At 62.2% G+C, this 15,544-nt stretch carries 18 protein-coding genes; all 18 read left to right on the forward strand.

The window, feature by feature from the left end; all coding sequences use genetic code 11:
* The first annotated feature begins 4 nt into the window (after positions 1 to 4).
* The 18 genes from ACQ4W4_RS22155 (at position 5) to hisA (ending at position 15,516) form a co-directional block, all read left to right on the forward strand.
* The gene (locus ACQ4W4_RS22155; RefSeq protein WP_436543801.1) at positions 5 to 1,468 is read left to right on the forward strand and encodes a glutamate synthase subunit beta; all 1,464 of its coding nucleotides are present in this window, start codon (positions 5 to 7) and stop codon (positions 1,466 to 1,468) included.
* Between the two features lie 258 nt (positions 1,469 to 1,726).
* A complete protein-coding gene (locus ACQ4W4_RS22160; protein ID WP_436543802.1) occupies positions 1,727 to 2,536 on the forward strand; it encodes an ABC transporter ATP-binding protein in 810 nt (269 codons plus the stop codon).
* Positions 2,533 to 3,318, forward strand: coding sequence for a lipid asymmetry maintenance ABC transporter permease subunit MlaE (gene mlaE, locus ACQ4W4_RS22165; protein ID WP_436543803.1), 786 nt, complete (start codon positions 2,533 to 2,535; stop codon positions 3,316 to 3,318). Before ACQ4W4_RS22160 ends, mlaE begins: the two co-directional genes overlap by 4 nt.
* Positions 3,319 to 3,397: 79 nt before the next feature.
* Positions 3,398 to 3,868, forward strand: a complete 471-nt coding sequence (gene mlaD / locus ACQ4W4_RS22170) for an outer membrane lipid asymmetry maintenance protein MlaD (protein ID WP_070219660.1) — start codon at positions 3,398 to 3,400, stop codon at positions 3,866 to 3,868.
* Positions 3,865 to 4,746 (forward strand): MlaA family lipoprotein, encoded by an 882-nt coding sequence (locus tag ACQ4W4_RS22175; protein ID WP_436543804.1) that lies wholly within the window; start codon positions 3,865 to 3,867, stop codon positions 4,744 to 4,746. Before mlaD ends, ACQ4W4_RS22175 begins: the two co-directional genes overlap by 4 nt.
* Positions 4,747 to 4,818: 72 nt before the next feature.
* A complete protein-coding gene (locus ACQ4W4_RS22180) occupies positions 4,819 to 5,454 on the forward strand; it encodes an MlaC/ttg2D family ABC transporter substrate-binding protein (RefSeq protein WP_436543805.1) in 636 nt (211 codons plus the stop codon).
* 52 nt (positions 5,455 to 5,506) lie between these two features.
* Positions 5,507 to 5,854: an STAS domain-containing protein gene (locus tag ACQ4W4_RS22185; RefSeq protein ID WP_436543806.1), complete on the forward strand. Its 348-nt coding sequence runs from the start codon at positions 5,507 to 5,509 to the stop codon at positions 5,852 to 5,854.
* A 210-nt stretch (positions 5,855 to 6,064) separates the two neighbouring features.
* Positions 6,065 to 6,982, forward strand: coding sequence for an ABC transporter ATP-binding protein (locus ACQ4W4_RS22190; RefSeq protein WP_436543807.1), 918 nt, complete (start codon positions 6,065 to 6,067; stop codon positions 6,980 to 6,982).
* Complete coding sequence (locus tag ACQ4W4_RS22195; RefSeq protein WP_099379209.1) at positions 6,979 to 7,740, forward strand: ABC transporter permease; 762 nt, start codon at positions 6,979 to 6,981, stop codon at positions 7,738 to 7,740. Before ACQ4W4_RS22190 ends, ACQ4W4_RS22195 begins: the two co-directional genes overlap by 4 nt.
* A gap of 70 nt (positions 7,741 to 7,810) precedes the next feature.
* Positions 7,811 to 8,047, forward strand: a complete 237-nt coding sequence (locus ACQ4W4_RS22200; protein ID WP_034753824.1) for a BolA family protein — start codon at positions 7,811 to 7,813, stop codon at positions 8,045 to 8,047.
* 4 nt (positions 8,048 to 8,051) lie between these two features.
* A complete protein-coding gene (gene murA / locus ACQ4W4_RS22205; RefSeq protein WP_152252794.1) occupies positions 8,052 to 9,302 on the forward strand; it encodes a UDP-N-acetylglucosamine 1-carboxyvinyltransferase in 1,251 nt (416 codons plus the stop codon).
* A 20-nt stretch (positions 9,303 to 9,322) separates the two neighbouring features.
* On the forward strand, positions 9,323 to 9,991 hold the full coding sequence (gene hisG, locus ACQ4W4_RS22210) for an ATP phosphoribosyltransferase (protein WP_034753828.1): 669 nt from the start codon (positions 9,323 to 9,325) through the stop codon (positions 9,989 to 9,991).
* 26 nt (positions 9,992 to 10,017) lie between these two features.
* On the forward strand, positions 10,018 to 11,343 hold the full coding sequence (gene hisD, locus ACQ4W4_RS22215) for a histidinol dehydrogenase (protein ID WP_436543808.1): 1,326 nt from the start codon (positions 10,018 to 10,020) through the stop codon (positions 11,341 to 11,343).
* On the forward strand, positions 11,340 to 12,272 hold the full coding sequence (locus ACQ4W4_RS22220; RefSeq protein WP_436543809.1) for a DNA-methyltransferase: 933 nt from the start codon (positions 11,340 to 11,342) through the stop codon (positions 12,270 to 12,272). Before hisD ends, ACQ4W4_RS22220 begins: the two co-directional genes overlap by 4 nt.
* A gap of 33 nt (positions 12,273 to 12,305) precedes the next feature.
* Entirely contained in the window at positions 12,306 to 13,400 is a 1,095-nt protein-coding gene (hisC, locus tag ACQ4W4_RS22225) for a histidinol-phosphate transaminase (RefSeq protein ID WP_436543810.1), read from the forward strand.
* 19 nt (positions 13,401 to 13,419) lie between these two features.
* Positions 13,420 to 14,010, forward strand: a complete 591-nt coding sequence (gene hisB, locus ACQ4W4_RS22230) for an imidazoleglycerol-phosphate dehydratase HisB (protein WP_010402123.1) — start codon at positions 13,420 to 13,422, stop codon at positions 14,008 to 14,010.
* A gap of 38 nt (positions 14,011 to 14,048) precedes the next feature.
* Positions 14,049 to 14,687 carry an imidazole glycerol phosphate synthase subunit HisH gene (gene hisH, locus ACQ4W4_RS22235; RefSeq protein ID WP_121670709.1) on the forward strand — a complete coding sequence of 213 codons (639 nt, stop codon included), beginning with the start codon at positions 14,049 to 14,051 and terminating at the stop codon, positions 14,685 to 14,687.
* Between the two features lie 55 nt (positions 14,688 to 14,742).
* Positions 14,743 to 15,516, forward strand: coding sequence for a 1-(5-phosphoribosyl)-5-[(5-phosphoribosylamino)methylideneamino]imidazole-4-carboxamide isomerase (hisA, locus tag ACQ4W4_RS22240; RefSeq protein ID WP_070219639.1), 774 nt, complete (start codon positions 14,743 to 14,745; stop codon positions 15,514 to 15,516).
* Positions 15,517 to 15,544 lie beyond the last annotated feature (28 nt).

Genomic DNA, 15,544 nt, shown 5'->3' on the forward strand with positions numbered 1-15,544 from the left:
CATCGTGGGTAAAATTACCGGCTTCATGGAATTCAAGCGCCAGGACGAACACTATCTGGAGCCTGCCGCGCGTCTGAAGAACTACAAGGAATTCGTGCTGCACCTGTCGGATGCGCAAGCGACCGTGCAGGGCGCGCGCTGCATGGATTGCGGCATCCCTTTCTGCACCACGGGCTGTCCCGTGAATAACATCATTCCCGACTGGAATGACCTCGTGTACCGCGGCGCCTACCGCGAAGCGCTCGATATCTTGCATTCGACAAATAACTTCCCGGAATTTACGGGCCGCATCTGCCCGGCGCCGTGCGAATCGGCCTGTACCTTGGGCATCCATGAAGATCCGGTCGGCATCAAGTCCATCGAACATAAAATCATCGACATGGGCTGGGAGCACGGCTGGGTCACGCCGCAGCCGGCAAGCTTCAGCACGGGCAAGAAAGTGGCCATCGTCGGCTCCGGCCCCGCCGGCCTGGCGGCGGCGCAGCAGCTGGCGCGCGCCGGCCATGCCGTCACCGTGTTTGAAAAGAGCGACCGGGTTGGCGGCTTGTTGCGTTACGGCATTCCCGACTTCAAGATGGAAAAGTCGCACATCGACCTGCGCGTGAAACAGATGGAAGCCGAAGGCGTGGTCTTCCGCACCAGCGTGCTGGTCGGCAAGGATTTCCCTGCCCACGTGAACAACTGGGCCAAGGAAACCATTTTCCCGGAAGACCTGGAAAAGGAATTTGACGCCGTCATCATGGCCGGCGGCGCCGAGCAGCCGCGCGATTTGCCCGTGCCGGGCCGCGAGCTGAAAGGCGTGCATTTCGCCATGGATTTCCTGCCGCTGCAAAACAAGGTCAACGCGGGCGACAAGCTCAAGGACCAGATCAAGGCCACGGGCAAGCACGTGGTGGTGATCGGCGGCGGCGACACGGGTTCCGACTGCGTCGGCACCTCGAACCGCCATGGCGCCGCCTCGGTGGCCCAGTTCGAACTGATGCCGCAGCCGCCGGAACAGGAAAACAAGCCGCTCGTGTGGCCATACTGGCCGACCAAGCTGCGCACCTCGTCCTCGCACGAGGAAGGCTGCGAGCGCGACTGGGCCGTGGCCACCAAGCGTTTCGAAGGCAAGGGCGGCAAGGTGGAAAAGCTGATCGCCTGCCGAGTCGAATGGAAAGACGGCAAGATGAGCGAAGTGCCGAATTCGGAATTCGAGATGAAGGCGGACCTGGTCTTCCTGGCCATGGGCTTTGTTTCCCCTGTGCAACAGGTGCTGCAAGCGTTCGGCGTCGATACGGATGCGCGCGGCAATGTCAAGGCGACAACGGATGGCGCCGGCTGCTACCAGACTTCGGTGGCCAAGGTGTTTGCGGCCGGCGACATGCGCCGCGGCCAGTCGCTGGTGGTGTGGGCCATCCGCGAAGGGCGCCAGTGCGCGCGCGCCGTCGATGAGTTCCTGATGGGGGCATCCGTGCTGCCACGCTAATTAACGAGCAATTGTTCGTTTTTTCCAGGGCCACGGCGCGCAGCGCGACGTGGCCCTGGCTATTTTTACTTGGCAAGTCGACAGCCGTGAACGCCGGCGGATGGTGGCGCGATGCGCAGGTCAAATTTCCACTACAATATCTGACTTTCGATTCATTAGTGTTGTATTCTTCCCCTTTCCGGGGCTGTCCCAAGGGGTGTCTCAGCAGAGGTTGGCGTTTCTGCACTACAATACGCCATTAAAATAGTGAGCTTCGTCGTGCCAAATCTTGTTGAGATCCGTGATTTACACTTTGCCTATGGAGAACGTTCGATTTTATCGGGCCTTCAAATGGATTTCCCACGTGGAAAAGTTGTGGCCGTCATGGGTGGCTCCGGCAGTGGCAAGACGACCGTACTGCGCCTGATCGGCGGGCAGCTGCGCCCCAGTTCCGGCTCCGTGAATGTGGACGGCCAGATCGTGCATACGCTGGCAACCGACGAGTTATATCAGCTGCGCCGCAAGATGGGCATGCTGTTCCAGCACGGCGCGCTGTTTACGGACTTGACGGCGTTCGAGAACGTGGCGTTCCCCCTGCGCGAACACACGGATCTGAACGAAGAGCTGATCCGCACCCTGGTGCTGATGAAGCTGCACGCCGTGGGGCTGCGCAATGCGGCGCAATTGAAGCCGGCCGAGATCTCGGGCGGCATGGGCCGTCGCGTTGCGCTGGCGCGCGCCATCGCGCTCGACCCCGAACTGATCATGTACGACGAGCCGTTCGCCGGCCTGGACCCGATTTCCATGGGTGTGACGGCCAATTTGATCCGCAATCTGAACGATGCGCTGGGTTCCACGTCTATCCTGGTATCGCATGACGTGAAGGAGTGTTTCGCCATCGCTGATTATGTGTATTTTCTATCATCGGGCAAGATCGTGGCGCACGGCACGCCGGCCCAGATGGCCGTGTCGACGCATCCGTACGTCAAGCAGTTCGTCAATGCCGAGGCCGATGGTCCGGTGCCGTTCCACTATCCGGGCAAGTCGCTGGCCGACGACCTGGGCTTGCATGCGGGAGCAGGCCGATGATCGCGCGTTTCCTGGCGTCGATCGGAGCATGGTTGCGCAATGCGGTACAAGACCTCGGCTTTGCCGTGCGTTCCTTCTTTCTCATCATCGCCTCCTCGGGTGGCCTGTGGCGCCGGCCACACTTGCTCATCGAGCAATTGTTTTACATCGGCAGCCGCTCGGTGGTGATCATCGCCGTGTCCGGCCTGTTCGTCGGCATGGTGCTGGGGCTGCAAGGCTATTACACACTGAGCACCTTTGGCGCGACGCAGTCGCTGGGGCAGTTGGTGGCGCTATCCTTGATGCGTGAACTGGGTCCGGTCGTCACGGCGCTGCTGTTCGCGGGCCGCGCCGGCACCTCGCTGACGGCGGAAATCGGCCTGATGAAGGCGGGCGAGCAATTGTCGGCCATGGAAATGATGGCCGTCAATCCGATCCAGCGCGTGCTGGCGCCCCGCTTCTGGGCCGGCGTGATCGCCATGCCTATCCTGGGCGGCATCTTCACGGCCGTCGGCGTCATCGGCAGCTACCTGGTGGGCGTCGTGCTGATCGGCGTCGATGAAGGCTCGTTCTGGTCGCAGATGCAGGGCGGTGTGAATATCTGGAAAGATATCGCCAATGGTACCTATGTGAAAAGCATGGTCTTCGGCATCGCGGTGACGTTCATCGCGCTGTTCCAGGGGTACCAGGCACAGCCGACGCCGGAAGACGTGTCCGGCGCCACCACGCGCACGGTGGTCATTTCGTCGTTGATGGTGTGGTGGCTCGATTTCATGATGACGGCGTTGATGTTTAGCAAGTAATTGCCGATCAGCGAACAACAGCGGGCCTGGGCAGGATGTTGCACAGGCGGCAGCAAGTAAAAATTATTTAGGATTGTTTATGCAACGTAAATCTTTGGATGTCTGGGTCGGCTTGTTCGTCTTGCTGGGTGTGGCGGCACTGATGTTTTTGGCGCTCAAGGCCGGCAATATGAGCTCGCTGTCTTTCAGCAAGACGTATACCATTACGGCCAAGTTCGACAATATTGGCGGCCTCAAGCCGCAGGCGCCCGTCAAGGGGGCTGGCGTGGTGGTCGGGCGCGTGGCGGAGATCCGCTTTGACGACAAGACGTATCAGGCGCTGGTGAAACTCGATATCGAAGATGGCTACAAATTTCCGAAAGACAGCTCGGCCAAGATTTTGACGGCCGGTTTGCTGGGTGAGCAATATATCGGCCTGGAAGCAGGCGGCGATTTGGCGAATCTGGCAGAGGGCGACAAGATCGCCCGTACTCAATCGGCCACAGTGCTGGAAGACCTGATCAATCAGTTCATCTACAGCAAGGCAGCGGAAGGAAAGGACAGCAAATGAGCGAGTCGACCAAACAATCCCAAGGCAGCCTGGCGCGCATCGGCCTGGCCCTGACCATCGCCGCCAGCGTGAGCGCTTGCGCCACCGGCACCAATCCGCGCGACCCGCTGGAAGGGTATAACCGCGCGATGTTCAAGTTCAACGATACCGTCGACCAGGTGGCATTGAAGCCCGTCGCTACGGCCTACAAGAAGGTGACGCCGTCGTTCGTGCAAACGGGCGTGGGCAACTTCTTCGGCAACCTGGCCGATGTGTGGAGTGCCGTGAACAACCTGCTGCAAGGCAAGGGTGAGGCGGGCTTGCAAGACGTCGTGCGCGTCAGCATGAACTCGACCTTCGGCATCCTCGGCCTGATCGACATCGCGTCGCAGGCCGGCATTCCCAAGCATAGCGAAGACTTTGGCCAGACTCTGGGCTGGTATGGCGTCCAGTCGGGTCCGTACGTGATGTTGCCGCTGCTGGGCCCGTCGACCGTGCGCGACACGGTGGCCTTGCCGCTCGATATCGCGGGCGACCCATGGCGCTACAAGGATCCGGTCAATGTGCGCAATATCGGCACGGTGACGCGCGTGGTCGACAAGCGCGCCGCGCTGCTCGACGCGACCAACCTGATGGAAGCGGCCGCGCTGGACCGCTATGAATTCATCCGCGACGGCTTCCTGCAGGCGCGCGAAAGCAAGGTTTTCGACGGTGATACGGACCGCCGCGACCGCAAAGTGCCAAAAAACGACAGCAGCGATTACGAGCCGGAGTACGAGGCAAAACCGCAAGCCGCCAATGACGCGCCTGCGGCCACGGCCGCCGCCGAGGTGGCGCCAGCGGACCTCGTAACATCTGGTAGCAATACCGTTGCTTCCGAGGCCAAGCCCCAGGAGTAAACTGGATGCAAGAACACCACGGCTGCGAATCAACGCCAGCCGGTGCATAGCAACACCATGAAAGGTAGAACCATGAAATTGATGAAACAACTGCTGGCGATGGCGACCATCGCCTTTGCCACCGCCGCCCAGGCCGCTCCTGCTGTCGAAGCGCCGGACGTCTTGGTCAAACGCATCAGCCAGGACGTGATCGACACGGCCAAGAACGACAAGGCCATCCAGGCTGGCGATATCAAGCGCGTTACCGAATTGGTGGAAAGCAAGATCCTGCCCTACGTGGATTTCCAGCGCATGACGGCTCTGGCCGCCGGCCGCTACTGGCGCGACGCCACGCCGGACCAGCAAAAGCAGCTGGCTGCGGAATTCCGCACCTTGCTGATCTACACGTATTCGGGCGCCCTGTCGCAGATCAAGAATGAAACCGTGGAATTCAAGCCGCTGCGCGCCGACCCGGCCGACACGGAAGTGGAAGTGCGTTCGCAAGTGAACGTGGCGCGCGGCGAACCCGTGCCCCTGAACTACCGCGTGGCGAAGACCCCGTCCGGCTGGAAGATCTATGACATCAACGTGCTGGGCGCATGGCTGGTGGAAACCTACAAAAGCAGCTTTGCCAGCGAGATCAGCAAAGGCGGCGTCGATGGTCTGATCAAGACCCTGGCTGCGAAAAACAAGGCCCTGGCCAGCCGTCCCGCCGCCAAAGCCAAATAATCGGCTATCATATAGCTCCTGACCCAGCTCCAGACCAGCGCAGCCCGACGCCATGCCCGACTCTCTCGACACCTTGCAGTCCCTGACTTCCCTGACCGTGCACAATGCCACTTCGGCATTGGAGCAGGGTCTGGACGCCATCCGCTCGGGTCAGACCAAGTTCGACCTGCGCAACGTCAAGGCCGTCGATTCGGCGGCCGTTTCCGTCATGCTGACGTGGCAGCGCGCGGCGCAGGATGCCGGCGCCGTGCTGGAGCTGAAAAACCTGCCGAACAACCTGAAAAACTTGACCAAGCTGTATGGCGTCTGCTCGCTCGTTTCGAGCACGTTGACGGCCGACGACTGCGGCAGCGCCGGCGGCCACGCCGAACGCAGCCCGTCCGACCTGCATCATCATTGATCCTGTCCCACTCCCCGCATCAGCAGTAGCTTTCAAGCCGGCAGGCCAGCAGCGCCGCCGGATTGATCTCCAAGTGTTCCACGAAGTTTCCAACTATAATTGACTGTTGCGCCGTCCTCGCCTGAAGGGGCGCCCTGCACCGGCCTGCCGGCATGGATGTCTCCGGCAACTGGCGCATCACACCAGACGCATTACACTTGAAACAAGCACATGACCGCAATTCAAATAACGAATGTAGAAAAGAGCTATAAATCGCTCAAGGCGCTGGGCGGCGTGTCGCTGGCCATCGAAGAAGGCGAGTTCTTTGGCCTGCTTGGTCCCAACGGCGCCGGCAAGACCACCCTCATTTCCATCATCGCCGGCCTGATACGCCCCGACGCGGGCACCGTCAAGATCCATGGCCACGACGTGGTCAAGGACTTCCGCAACGCGCGCCGCAACCTGGGTGTGGTGCCGCAGGAACTCGTGTTCGACCCGTTTTTCACCGTGCGCGAAACCCTGCGCCTGCAGTCCGGCTATTTCGGCCTGCCGAACAACGACAAGTGGATCGACGAGGTCATGGAAAACCTCGACCTCACCGGCAAGGCCGACACCAACATGCGCGCGCTGTCCGGCGGCATGAAGCGCCGCGTGCTCGTGGCGCAGGCGCTGGTGCACAAGCCGCCCGTCATCGTGCTCGATGAACCGACGGCCGGCGTCGACGTGGAACTGCGCCAGACCCTGTGGAAGTTCATCTCGCGCCTGAACCGCGAAGGCGGCCACACGGTCGTGCTGACCACCCACTACCTGGAAGAGGCGCAAGCCATGTGCCAGCGCGTCGCCATGCTGAAAAGCGGGAAGGTGGTGGCGCTCGACACCATGTCGGCCCTGATCCGCCGCATCGCCGGCTCGCAGCTGCAGCTGCACCTGAAACACGGCAGCCTGCCGGCCGACCTGCAGCACCTGGTGCTGCACCCGGAAGAACAGCAGGCGCCGAACAAGTTCAGCCTGCGCGTCAACGAATACAGCGAAGTCGAGAAAATCCTCGCCCGCCTGCGCGAGGCGGGTGTCGAGATCGATGAAATGCAATTGCAACAAGCCGACCTGGAAGATATCTTCTTGCAGATCATGGATAAAGGTACCGTATGATTTCGACAGGATTTCGCACCCTCGTCTACAAAGAGACGCTGCGCTTCTGGAAAGTGGCGACGCAAACCGTGGCCGCGCCCGTGCTCACGTCGATGCTGTACCTGCTGGTGTTCGGCCATGTGCTCGACGGCCGCGTCGAGCCGAGCCCCGGCGTCAGCTACACGGCCTTCCTGATTCCCGGCCTGGTGATGATGAGCGTGCTGCAAAACGCGTTTGCCAATTCCTCGTCCTCGCTGATCCAGTCCAAGATCACGGGCAACCTGGTGTTCGTGCTGCTCACGCCCCTGTCGCACTGGGAAATCTTCTCGGCGTATGTACTCGCTTCCGTCGCGCGCGGCCTGGCCGTGGGCTTTGGCGTGTTTGCCATCACTTGCTGGTTCGCCGACCTGTCGTTTGTCGCGCCCCTGTGGATCGTCGTCTTCGCGTTTCTCGGCGCCGCCATGCTGGGCACCATGGGCCTGATCGCCGGCATCTGGGCCGAGAAATTCGACCAGCTGGCCGCCTTCCAGAACTTCCTGATCATGCCGGCCACGTTCCTGTCGGGCGTGTTCTATTCGATCCACTCGCTGCCGCCATTCTGGCAGACGGTATCGCACCTGAACCCTTTCTTTTACATGATCGACGGCTTCCGCTACGGCTTCTTCGGCGTGTCCGACGTCAGCCCGTGGCTCAGTCTTTCCATCGTCGCCGGCTTCCTCGTGATCCTGGCGCTGGCGTCGATCCGCCTGCTGAAAAGCGGCTATCGTTTGCGTCACTGATTGCGACACTCATTGCGCCATTGACTGCGGCACATCACATCACTACATTATTCAATATCAAGGACTTATCGTGACCACCACTCCAGAACTGATCCACGGCTATCTGTCGGCCGGCCTCGAATGCACGCACCTCGAAGTGGAGGGCGATGGCCAGCACTTCCAGGCCGTGATCGTCTCGCCCGCATTCGCTGGCAAGCGCCTGATCCAGCGCCACCAGATCGTCTACGCGGCGCTGGGCGACCGCATGCGCGAAGAAATCCACGCGCTGTCGATGAAAACCCTGACACCTGAAGAATTCCAAGGATAAGCACATGGACAAGCTCCTCATCAACGGCGGCAACCGCCTGAACGGCGACATCGCCATCTCCGGCGCGAAAAACGCCGCCCTGCCCATCCTGTGCGCGGGTCTCTTGACCGCGGGCGACCTGGACCTGACGAACGTGCCGCATTTGCACGACGTGGCCACCATGCTCAAATTGCTGGGCCAGACGGGCCTGAAAGTGCAGCAGGACGGCGACCGCGTGGTTCTCAACGGCAGCGCCATCGATACCCTGGAAGCGCCGTATGAACTGGTGAAGACCATGCGCGCCTCGATCCTCGTGCTGGGCCCCATGCTGGCGCGCTTCGGCGAAGCCAAGGTATCCTTGCCGGGCGGCTGCGCCATCGGTTCGCGTCCCGTCGACCAGCACATCAAGGGCCTGGAAGCGCTGGGCGCCGAGATCCGCATCGAAGCGGGCTATATCTACGCCAAGTGCGCCAAGCTCAAAGGCGCGCGCATCGTCACCGACATGATCACCGTCACCGGCACCGAGAACCTCTTGATGGCCGCGACCCTGGCCGAAGGCGAGACCATCCTGGAAAACGCCGCCTGCGAACCGGAAGTGACCGACCTGGCCCACCTGCTGGTGGCCATGGGCGCGAAGATCGACGGCATCGGCACCAGCCGCCTGGTGATCCAGGGCGTCGAGTCCTTGCACGGCGCCTCGCACGCGGTGATCGCCGACCGTATTGAAACGGGCACCTTCCTGTGCGCCGTGGCGGCCACCGGCGGCGACATCACCCTGCGCAACGTGCGCACGGACATCCTCGACGCGGCGCTCGACAAGCTGCGTGCCATGGGCCTGACGATGACCTTCGGCGCCGACTGGATCCGCGCCGAGATGTCGGCCCGTCCGAACCCCGTCAGCTTCCGCACGACGGAATACCCGGGCTTCCCGACCGACATGCAGGCGCAGTTCATGGCCGTCAACACCATCGCCAACGGCGCCAGCCGCGTCACCGAGACGATCTTCGAGAACCGCTTCATGCACGTGCAGGAAATGAACCGCCTGGGCGCCGACATCACCATCGAGGGCAACACGGCCATCATCGCCGGCGTCAAGCAGCTGCGCGGCGCGCCTGTGATGGCGACCGACCTGCGCGCCTCGGCGTCGCTGGTGATCGCGGCCCTGGCCGCCGACGGCGAAACCCTGATCGACCGCATCTATCACCTCGACCGCGGCTACGACCGCATGGAAGTGAAGTTGTCGGCCGTCGGCGCGAACATCGTGCGCATCAAGTAAAAACAAGAAAAGGAACGAGCATGAACGGATCGAACAACGGCGACAGCTCCCAGCTGATCCTGGCGCTCTCGAAAGGCCGCATTTTCGAGGACACCATGCCGCTGCTGGAAGCGGCCGGCATCAAGGTGCTGGAAAACCCGGAGACCTCGCGCAAGCTGATTTTGGCCACCAACGATCCGAACGTGCGCGTCATCATCGTGCGCGCCAGCGACGTGCCGACCTACGTGCAGTACGGCGCGGCCGACTTTGGCGTGGCGGGCAAGGACGTGCTGCTGGAACACGGCGGCGAAGGCCTGTACCAGCCGATCGACCTGAATATCGCCGCCTGCCGCATGTCGGTGGCGGTGCAGGCCGGCTTCGACTATGAGAAGGCCGTGCACCAGGGCGCGCGCTTGCGCGTGGCCACCAAGTTCGTGCACACGGCGCGTGAGCATTTCGCCGCCAAGGGCGTGCACGTCGACCTGATCAAGCTGTATGGCTCGATGGAGCTGGCGCCCCTGGTCGGCCTGTCGGACGCCATCGTCGACCTGGTCAGCACGGGCAGCACCCTGCGCGCGAACAACCTCGTCGAGGTCGAGCACATCATGGAAATTTCGTCGCGCCTGGTGGTCAACCAGGCGGCATTAAAGCTCAAGCGCGAGCGCTTGCAGCCGATTATCGAGGCGTTTGAACGCGCCTCGCAAGCCTAGACACCTTCAGTAGCAGAAAGCCGATTATGCCGATACAGATACGCAAGCTCGATTCAAGCCAGGATGGTTTCCAACAATCGCTCGACACCTTGCTGGCGTTCGAGGCGGGCACCGATGCAGCGATTGAAACGTCGGTCGCAAAAATCCTGGCCGACGTGAAAACGCGCGGCGACGCCGCCGTACTGGAATACACCAACCGTTTCGACCGCATCCCCCATGGCGGCGCGGCGGAAATGGCGGCCTTCGATATTTCGCAAGCCGAATTGCAGGCGGCCCTGAACGGCTTGCCATCGGCCCAGCGCGAAGCGCTGCAGATCGCCGCGCAGCGCATCCGCGCCTTCCACGAACGCCAGCGCGAGGAATTGCGCGGGTTTAGCTACACCGAGCCCGATGGCACGGTGCTGGGGCAGAAGATCACGCCGCTGGACCGGGTCGGCATCTATGTCCCGGGCGGCAAGGCCGCGTATCCGTCGTCCGTGCTGATGAACGCCATTCCCGCGCACGTGGCGGGCGTGGGCGAAATCACCATGGTGGTGCCGACGCCCGATGGCGTGAAAAACCAGATGGTGCTGGCCGCCGCCGCGATCGCCGGCGTGACGCGCGTGATCACCATCGGCGGCGCGCAAGCCGTCGGCGCGCTGGCCTACGGCACGCAGACGATCGCCGCCGTGGATAAAATCGTCGGTCCCGGCAACGCCTATGTGGCCGCCGCCAAGCGCCGCGTGTTCGGCATCGTCGGCATCGACATGATCGCGGGGCCATCGGAAATCCTCGTGCTGTGCGACGGCACGACGAACCCCGACTGGGTCGCGATGGACCTGTTTTCGCAGGCCGAGCACGATGAATTGGCCCAGGCGATCCTGCTGTGCCCCGACGCCGATTACATCGCGAAAGTGGAAGAGAGCATCGCCAGGCTGCTGCCGACGATGCCGCGCCAGGCCACCATCAGCACCTCGCTGGCCGACCGCGGCGCCTTGATCAAGGTGCGCAGCATGGCGGAGGCGTGCGAGATCGCCAACAGCATCGCGGCCGAGCACCTGGAAATCTCGGCGGAAAACCCGCAGCAGTGGGCCGAGCAGATCCGCCACGCGGGCGCCATGTTCCTGGGCCGCTTCTCGTCCGAATCGCTGGGCGACTATTGCTGCGGTCCCAATCACGTGCTGCCCACCTCGCGCACGGCGCGTTTTTCGTCGCCGCTGGGCGTGTATGACTTCCAGAAGCGTTCGTCCATCATCCACGTCAGCGAAGCGGGTGCGCAAACCCTGGGCCGTGTCGCCGCCACCCTGGCGTATGGCGAAGGCTTGCAAGCGCACGCGCGCAGCGCCGAACTGCGTCTGAAGCCGCAGCCATGACGACGATGGCGGATCGGCCGGACTGGGTCAACCGGGTCTATTGCGAGGATGCGCTGGCGGGGCTGGCGCGCATTCCCGATGGCTCCGTGGACCTGATCCTGACGGATCCGCCGTACAACCTGGGCAAGGATTACGGCAATGCCTCGGACCAGCAGTCGGTGGCCGACTACCTGCGCTGGACGGAACAGTGGATCGATGCGGCGCTGCCCAAGCTCAAAGCCAACGGCAGCCTGTATATCTTTCTGACCTGGCGCTATTCGCCGGAAATCTTCGTCATGCTGAAACAGCGCATGGCGATGATGAATGAAATCATCTGGGACCGCCGCGTGCCGTCCATGGGCGGCAGCGTGCGCAGCTTTTCATCGGTGCACGACACCATCGGCTTCTTCGTCAAGCGCAAGGATTACTACTTCGACCTTGACGCGGTGCGCATCGCCTACGACGCGGCCACCAAGAAAGCCCGTTCGCGCTCGATCTTCATCGGCGCAAAATGGCTGGAAGTGGGCTACAACCCGAAAGACTTGTGGAGCGTATCGCGCCTGCACAAGGAACACCCGGAACGGGCCGACCACCCGACGCAAAAACCGCTCGAAATCATCGAGCGCATGGTCAAGGCGTCGTGCCCGCCCGGCGGCGTGGTGCTCGATCTGTTCATGGGCAGCGGCACGACGGCCCTGGCGGCCAAGCGCTGCGGGCGCGATTTCGTCGGCTTTGAATTGAATCCCGATTACTGCGCCATCATCGAACAGCGATTGGCGGCGTTGACGCAGGAACTGGCAGCACCGCCCGCGACTAAGCCGGCCAAGGCAGCAGCGAAAAAACCGGCCGCCGTCAAGAAGCCTGCGGCGGCGAAAAAGCCGCCCGCCGCGAAAAAAGCGCCGGCCCGCAAGGCGCGCAGCGCTAGCGTGCCGGAAGACGTCGTCATTTAGTCTCCATTTAATTCCATCAGGAGTGTTTGCAGCATGTCTTTCCTCGATCAGTTAATCAGCAACACCGTGCGGTCCGATGTGCGGGCCGTCAAAAGCTACCAGGTAGCCGATGCCAGCGGTTACATCAAGCTCGATGCGATGGAAAACCCGTATCCGCTGCCGCCGCATCTGCGCGAGGAACTGGGCGCGCGCCTGGCCGGCGTGGCGCTGAACCGCTATCCGCCGTCGTACGCCAGCCTGCAAAAAGCCATCTGCGCCAATCTGGGCGTGCCCGCCGGCTATGAGGTCATGCTGGGCAACGGCTCCGATGAACTGATTTCCATCCTGGCCATGGCGTGCGCGCATCAGGAGCCAGGCAAGCGCGCCGTGCTGCTGGCGCCCGTGCCGGCCTTCGTCATGTATGCGCGCTCGGCGCAGTTTGCCGGCATGGATTTCGTCGGCGTGCCGTTGAACGCGGACTTCAGCCTGGACATGGACGCCATGCTGGCGGCCATCGAAGAGCACCGCCCGGCGCTGGTCTTCCTCGCGTATCCGAACAACCCGACGGGCAACCTGTTTGCCACTGCCGACATCGAACGCATCCTGGGCGCCCTGGGCGACTCCGGCATCGCCGTCGTCGACGAAGCGTATGAGCCGTTCGCGCAGCACAGTTTCATGGGCCGCCTGCCCGAGTTCGAAAACCTGGTGGTGATGCGCACCGTGTCGAAACTGGGCCTGGCCGGCATCCGCCTCGGCTACATGTCGGCCGCGCCGGCCTTGCTGGCGCAATTTGAGAAAGTGCGTCCGCCCTACAATGTGAATGTGCTGACGCAGGCGGCGGCCGAATTCGCGCTCGAGCACCTCGACGTGCTCAACGCCCAGGCGGCCCTGCTCAACAGCGCGCGCGACGCACTGGCGCGGCGCCTGGCGGAACTGCCCGGCGTGACGGTATTCCCCTCGAAGGCAAATTTTCTTCTGATTCGTGTGGCGGATTCCGACGATGTTTGCGCAAAACTGCTTGCCCGCCGGGTTTTAATTAAAAATATGAGTAAAATGCATGCTGCGCTGCTCAATTGCCTGCGCATCAGCGTCAGCACCCCGGAAGAAAATTCCCTTTTTTACGATGCCTTCAAGGCATCCCTCGTTTAGCCTATCGCCAGAGCCTCCCATGAACCGCACCGCAGAAATCACGCGCAACACCAATGAGACGCAAGTTCGCGTCGCCCTCAACCTGGACGGCACGGGCCAGCAAAAGCTCAATACCGGCGTGCCCTTCCTCGACCATATGCTGGACCAGATCGCCCGCCACGGCTTGATCGACCTCGATATCGAAGCGACGGGCGACGTGCATATCGACAACCACCATACGGTGGAAGACGTGGGCATCACCCTGGGCATGGCCGTGGCCAAGGCCATCGGCGACAAGAAGGGCATCCGCCGCTATGGCCACGCCTACGTGCCGCTGGACGAGGCGCTGTCGCGCGTGGTGCTCGATTTCTCGGGTCGCCCGGGCATCGAATACCACATCCCGTTTACGCGCGCCATGATCGCCGGCTTCGACGTTGACCTGACCCTGGAATTTTTCCGCGGCTTCGTCAACCATGCGGGCGTGACATTGCATATCGACAACTTGCGCGGCACGAATGCCCACCATCAGTGCGAAACCGTGTTCAAGGCCTTTGGCCGCGCGCTGCGCATGGCTGCCGAGCTCGACGAGCGCGCGGCCGGCATCATTCCATCGACCAAGGGCAGCCTGTAAGCGCCGCTCTCGCTATATTGTAGATTCCGGGATCAAACATGAATAAAATTGTGGTGGTGGATTACGGCATGGGCAATTTGCGCTCGGTGGCGCAAGCGCTGCGTGCCGTGGCGCCGGAAGCCGACGTGCGCATTTCCGGTGTCGCTGCCGACATCGACAGCGCCGACCGCATCGTCCTGCCGGGCCAGGGCGCCATGCCCGACTGCATGCGCAGCCTGCGCGAATCGGGCGTATTGGAGGCGCTGCTGCGCGCCGCCGACAGCAAGCCCGTGCTGGGCGTGTGCATCGGCGAGCAAATGCTGTTCGACGGCAGCGAAGAGGGCGACGCGGCCGGCTTGGGCTTGCTGCCAGGCAAAGTCGTGCGCTTCCAGCTCGACGGCCAGGTACAGGAAGACGGCTCGCGCTTCAAGGTGCCGCAAATGGGCTGGAACCAAGTGCGGCAAACGGCGTCCCATGTCATGTGGGATGGCATCGCCGATAACGCGTATTTTTACTTTGTGCACAGCTATTTTGCTCAACCTCAAGAGGCAGCGCACACGGTGGGCGAGACTGTCTATGGCGCGCCGTTCGCCTGCGCCGTCGCCCGTGATAATATTTTCGCGACACAGTTTCACCCTGAAAAAAGTGCTGCCGCTGGCTTGCAGCTGTACAAGAACTTCGTTCACTGGCAACCTTAACGTTGGCTCTCCGGCTTTTTTTCCGCCTCTCACTCACTTTTAAATCACACTGACCATGCTGCTTATTCCCGCCATCGACCTGAAAGACGGTCACTGCGTACGCCTGAAACAAGGCGATATGGAACTTGCCACCGTATTTTCCGAAGACCCGGCCGAGATGGCCCGCCATTGGCTGATGCAAGGCGCGCGCCGGCTGCACCTGGTCGACCTGAACGGCGCCTTTGCCGGCAAGCCGAAGAACGAAGGCGCCGTGAAAGCCATCCTGAAGGCCGTGCAGGATTTCGCCGTGGAAAACGACATCGAGGAAATCCCCGTGCAGCTGGGCGGCGGCATCCGCGACCTCGACACCATCGAGCGCTATCTCGACGCCGGCATCACCTACATCATCATCGGCACGGCGGCCGTGAAAAGCCCCGGCTTCCTGCACGACGCCTGCGGCGCCTTCCCGGGCCACATCATCGTCGGCCTCGATGCCAAGGATGGCAAGGTGGCAACGGATGGCTGGAGCAAGATGTCGGGCCACGAAGTGATCGACCTGGCGAAAAAATTCGAAGCCTACGGCGTCGAATCGATCATCTACACGGACATCGGCCGCGACGGCATGATGGGCGGCATCAATATCGAGGCCACCGTCAAGCTGGCGCAAGCCGTCAAGATCCCCGTCATCGCCTCGGGCGGCCTGCACAACATCGGCGACGTGGAAGCGCTGTGCGCCGTCCAGGCCGAAGGCATCGAAGGCGTGATCTGCGGCCGTTCCATCTATGAAGGCACGATCGACCTGGCGCAGGCGCAGGAACGCGCCGACGAACTGACCGACGCCGCCGTTTAAGCCTGCCCGGCCGGGGCGCGAACACGCT

Source organism: Janthinobacterium glycogeni, assembly GCF_051380725.1.
GTDB lineage: Bacteria > Pseudomonadota > Gammaproteobacteria > Burkholderiales > Burkholderiaceae_D > Janthinobacterium.

Coding starts and splice junctions, on each gene's coding strand:
- mlaE (WP_436543803.1), top strand. CDS start 2,533: ATGATCGCGCGTTTCCTGGCGTCGATCGGAGCATGGTTGCGCAATGCG.
- mlaD (WP_070219660.1), top strand. CDS start 3,398: ATGCAACGTAAATCTTTGGATGTCTGGGTCGGCTTGTTCGTCTTGCTG.
- ACQ4W4_RS22175 (WP_436543804.1), top strand. CDS start 3,865: ATGAGCGAGTCGACCAAACAATCCCAAGGCAGCCTGGCGCGCATCGGC.
- ACQ4W4_RS22180 (WP_436543805.1), top strand. CDS start 4,819: ATGAAATTGATGAAACAACTGCTGGCGATGGCGACCATCGCCTTTGCC.
- ACQ4W4_RS22185 (WP_436543806.1), top strand. CDS start 5,507: ATGCCCGACTCTCTCGACACCTTGCAGTCCCTGACTTCCCTGACCGTG.
- ACQ4W4_RS22190 (WP_436543807.1), top strand. CDS start 6,065: ATGACCGCAATTCAAATAACGAATGTAGAAAAGAGCTATAAATCGCTC.
- ACQ4W4_RS22195 (WP_099379209.1), top strand. CDS start 6,979: ATGATTTCGACAGGATTTCGCACCCTCGTCTACAAAGAGACGCTGCGC.
- murA (WP_152252794.1), top strand. CDS start 8,052: ATGGACAAGCTCCTCATCAACGGCGGCAACCGCCTGAACGGCGACATC.
- hisG (WP_034753828.1), top strand. CDS start 9,323: ATGAACGGATCGAACAACGGCGACAGCTCCCAGCTGATCCTGGCGCTC.
- hisD (WP_436543808.1), top strand. CDS start 10,018: ATGCCGATACAGATACGCAAGCTCGATTCAAGCCAGGATGGTTTCCAA.
- ACQ4W4_RS22220 (WP_436543809.1), top strand. CDS start 11,340: ATGACGACGATGGCGGATCGGCCGGACTGGGTCAACCGGGTCTATTGC.
- hisC (WP_436543810.1), top strand. CDS start 12,306: ATGTCTTTCCTCGATCAGTTAATCAGCAACACCGTGCGGTCCGATGTG.
- hisB (WP_010402123.1), top strand. CDS start 13,420: ATGAACCGCACCGCAGAAATCACGCGCAACACCAATGAGACGCAAGTT.
- hisH (WP_121670709.1), top strand. CDS start 14,049: ATGAATAAAATTGTGGTGGTGGATTACGGCATGGGCAATTTGCGCTCG.
- hisA (WP_070219639.1), top strand. CDS start 14,743: ATGCTGCTTATTCCCGCCATCGACCTGAAAGACGGTCACTGCGTACGC.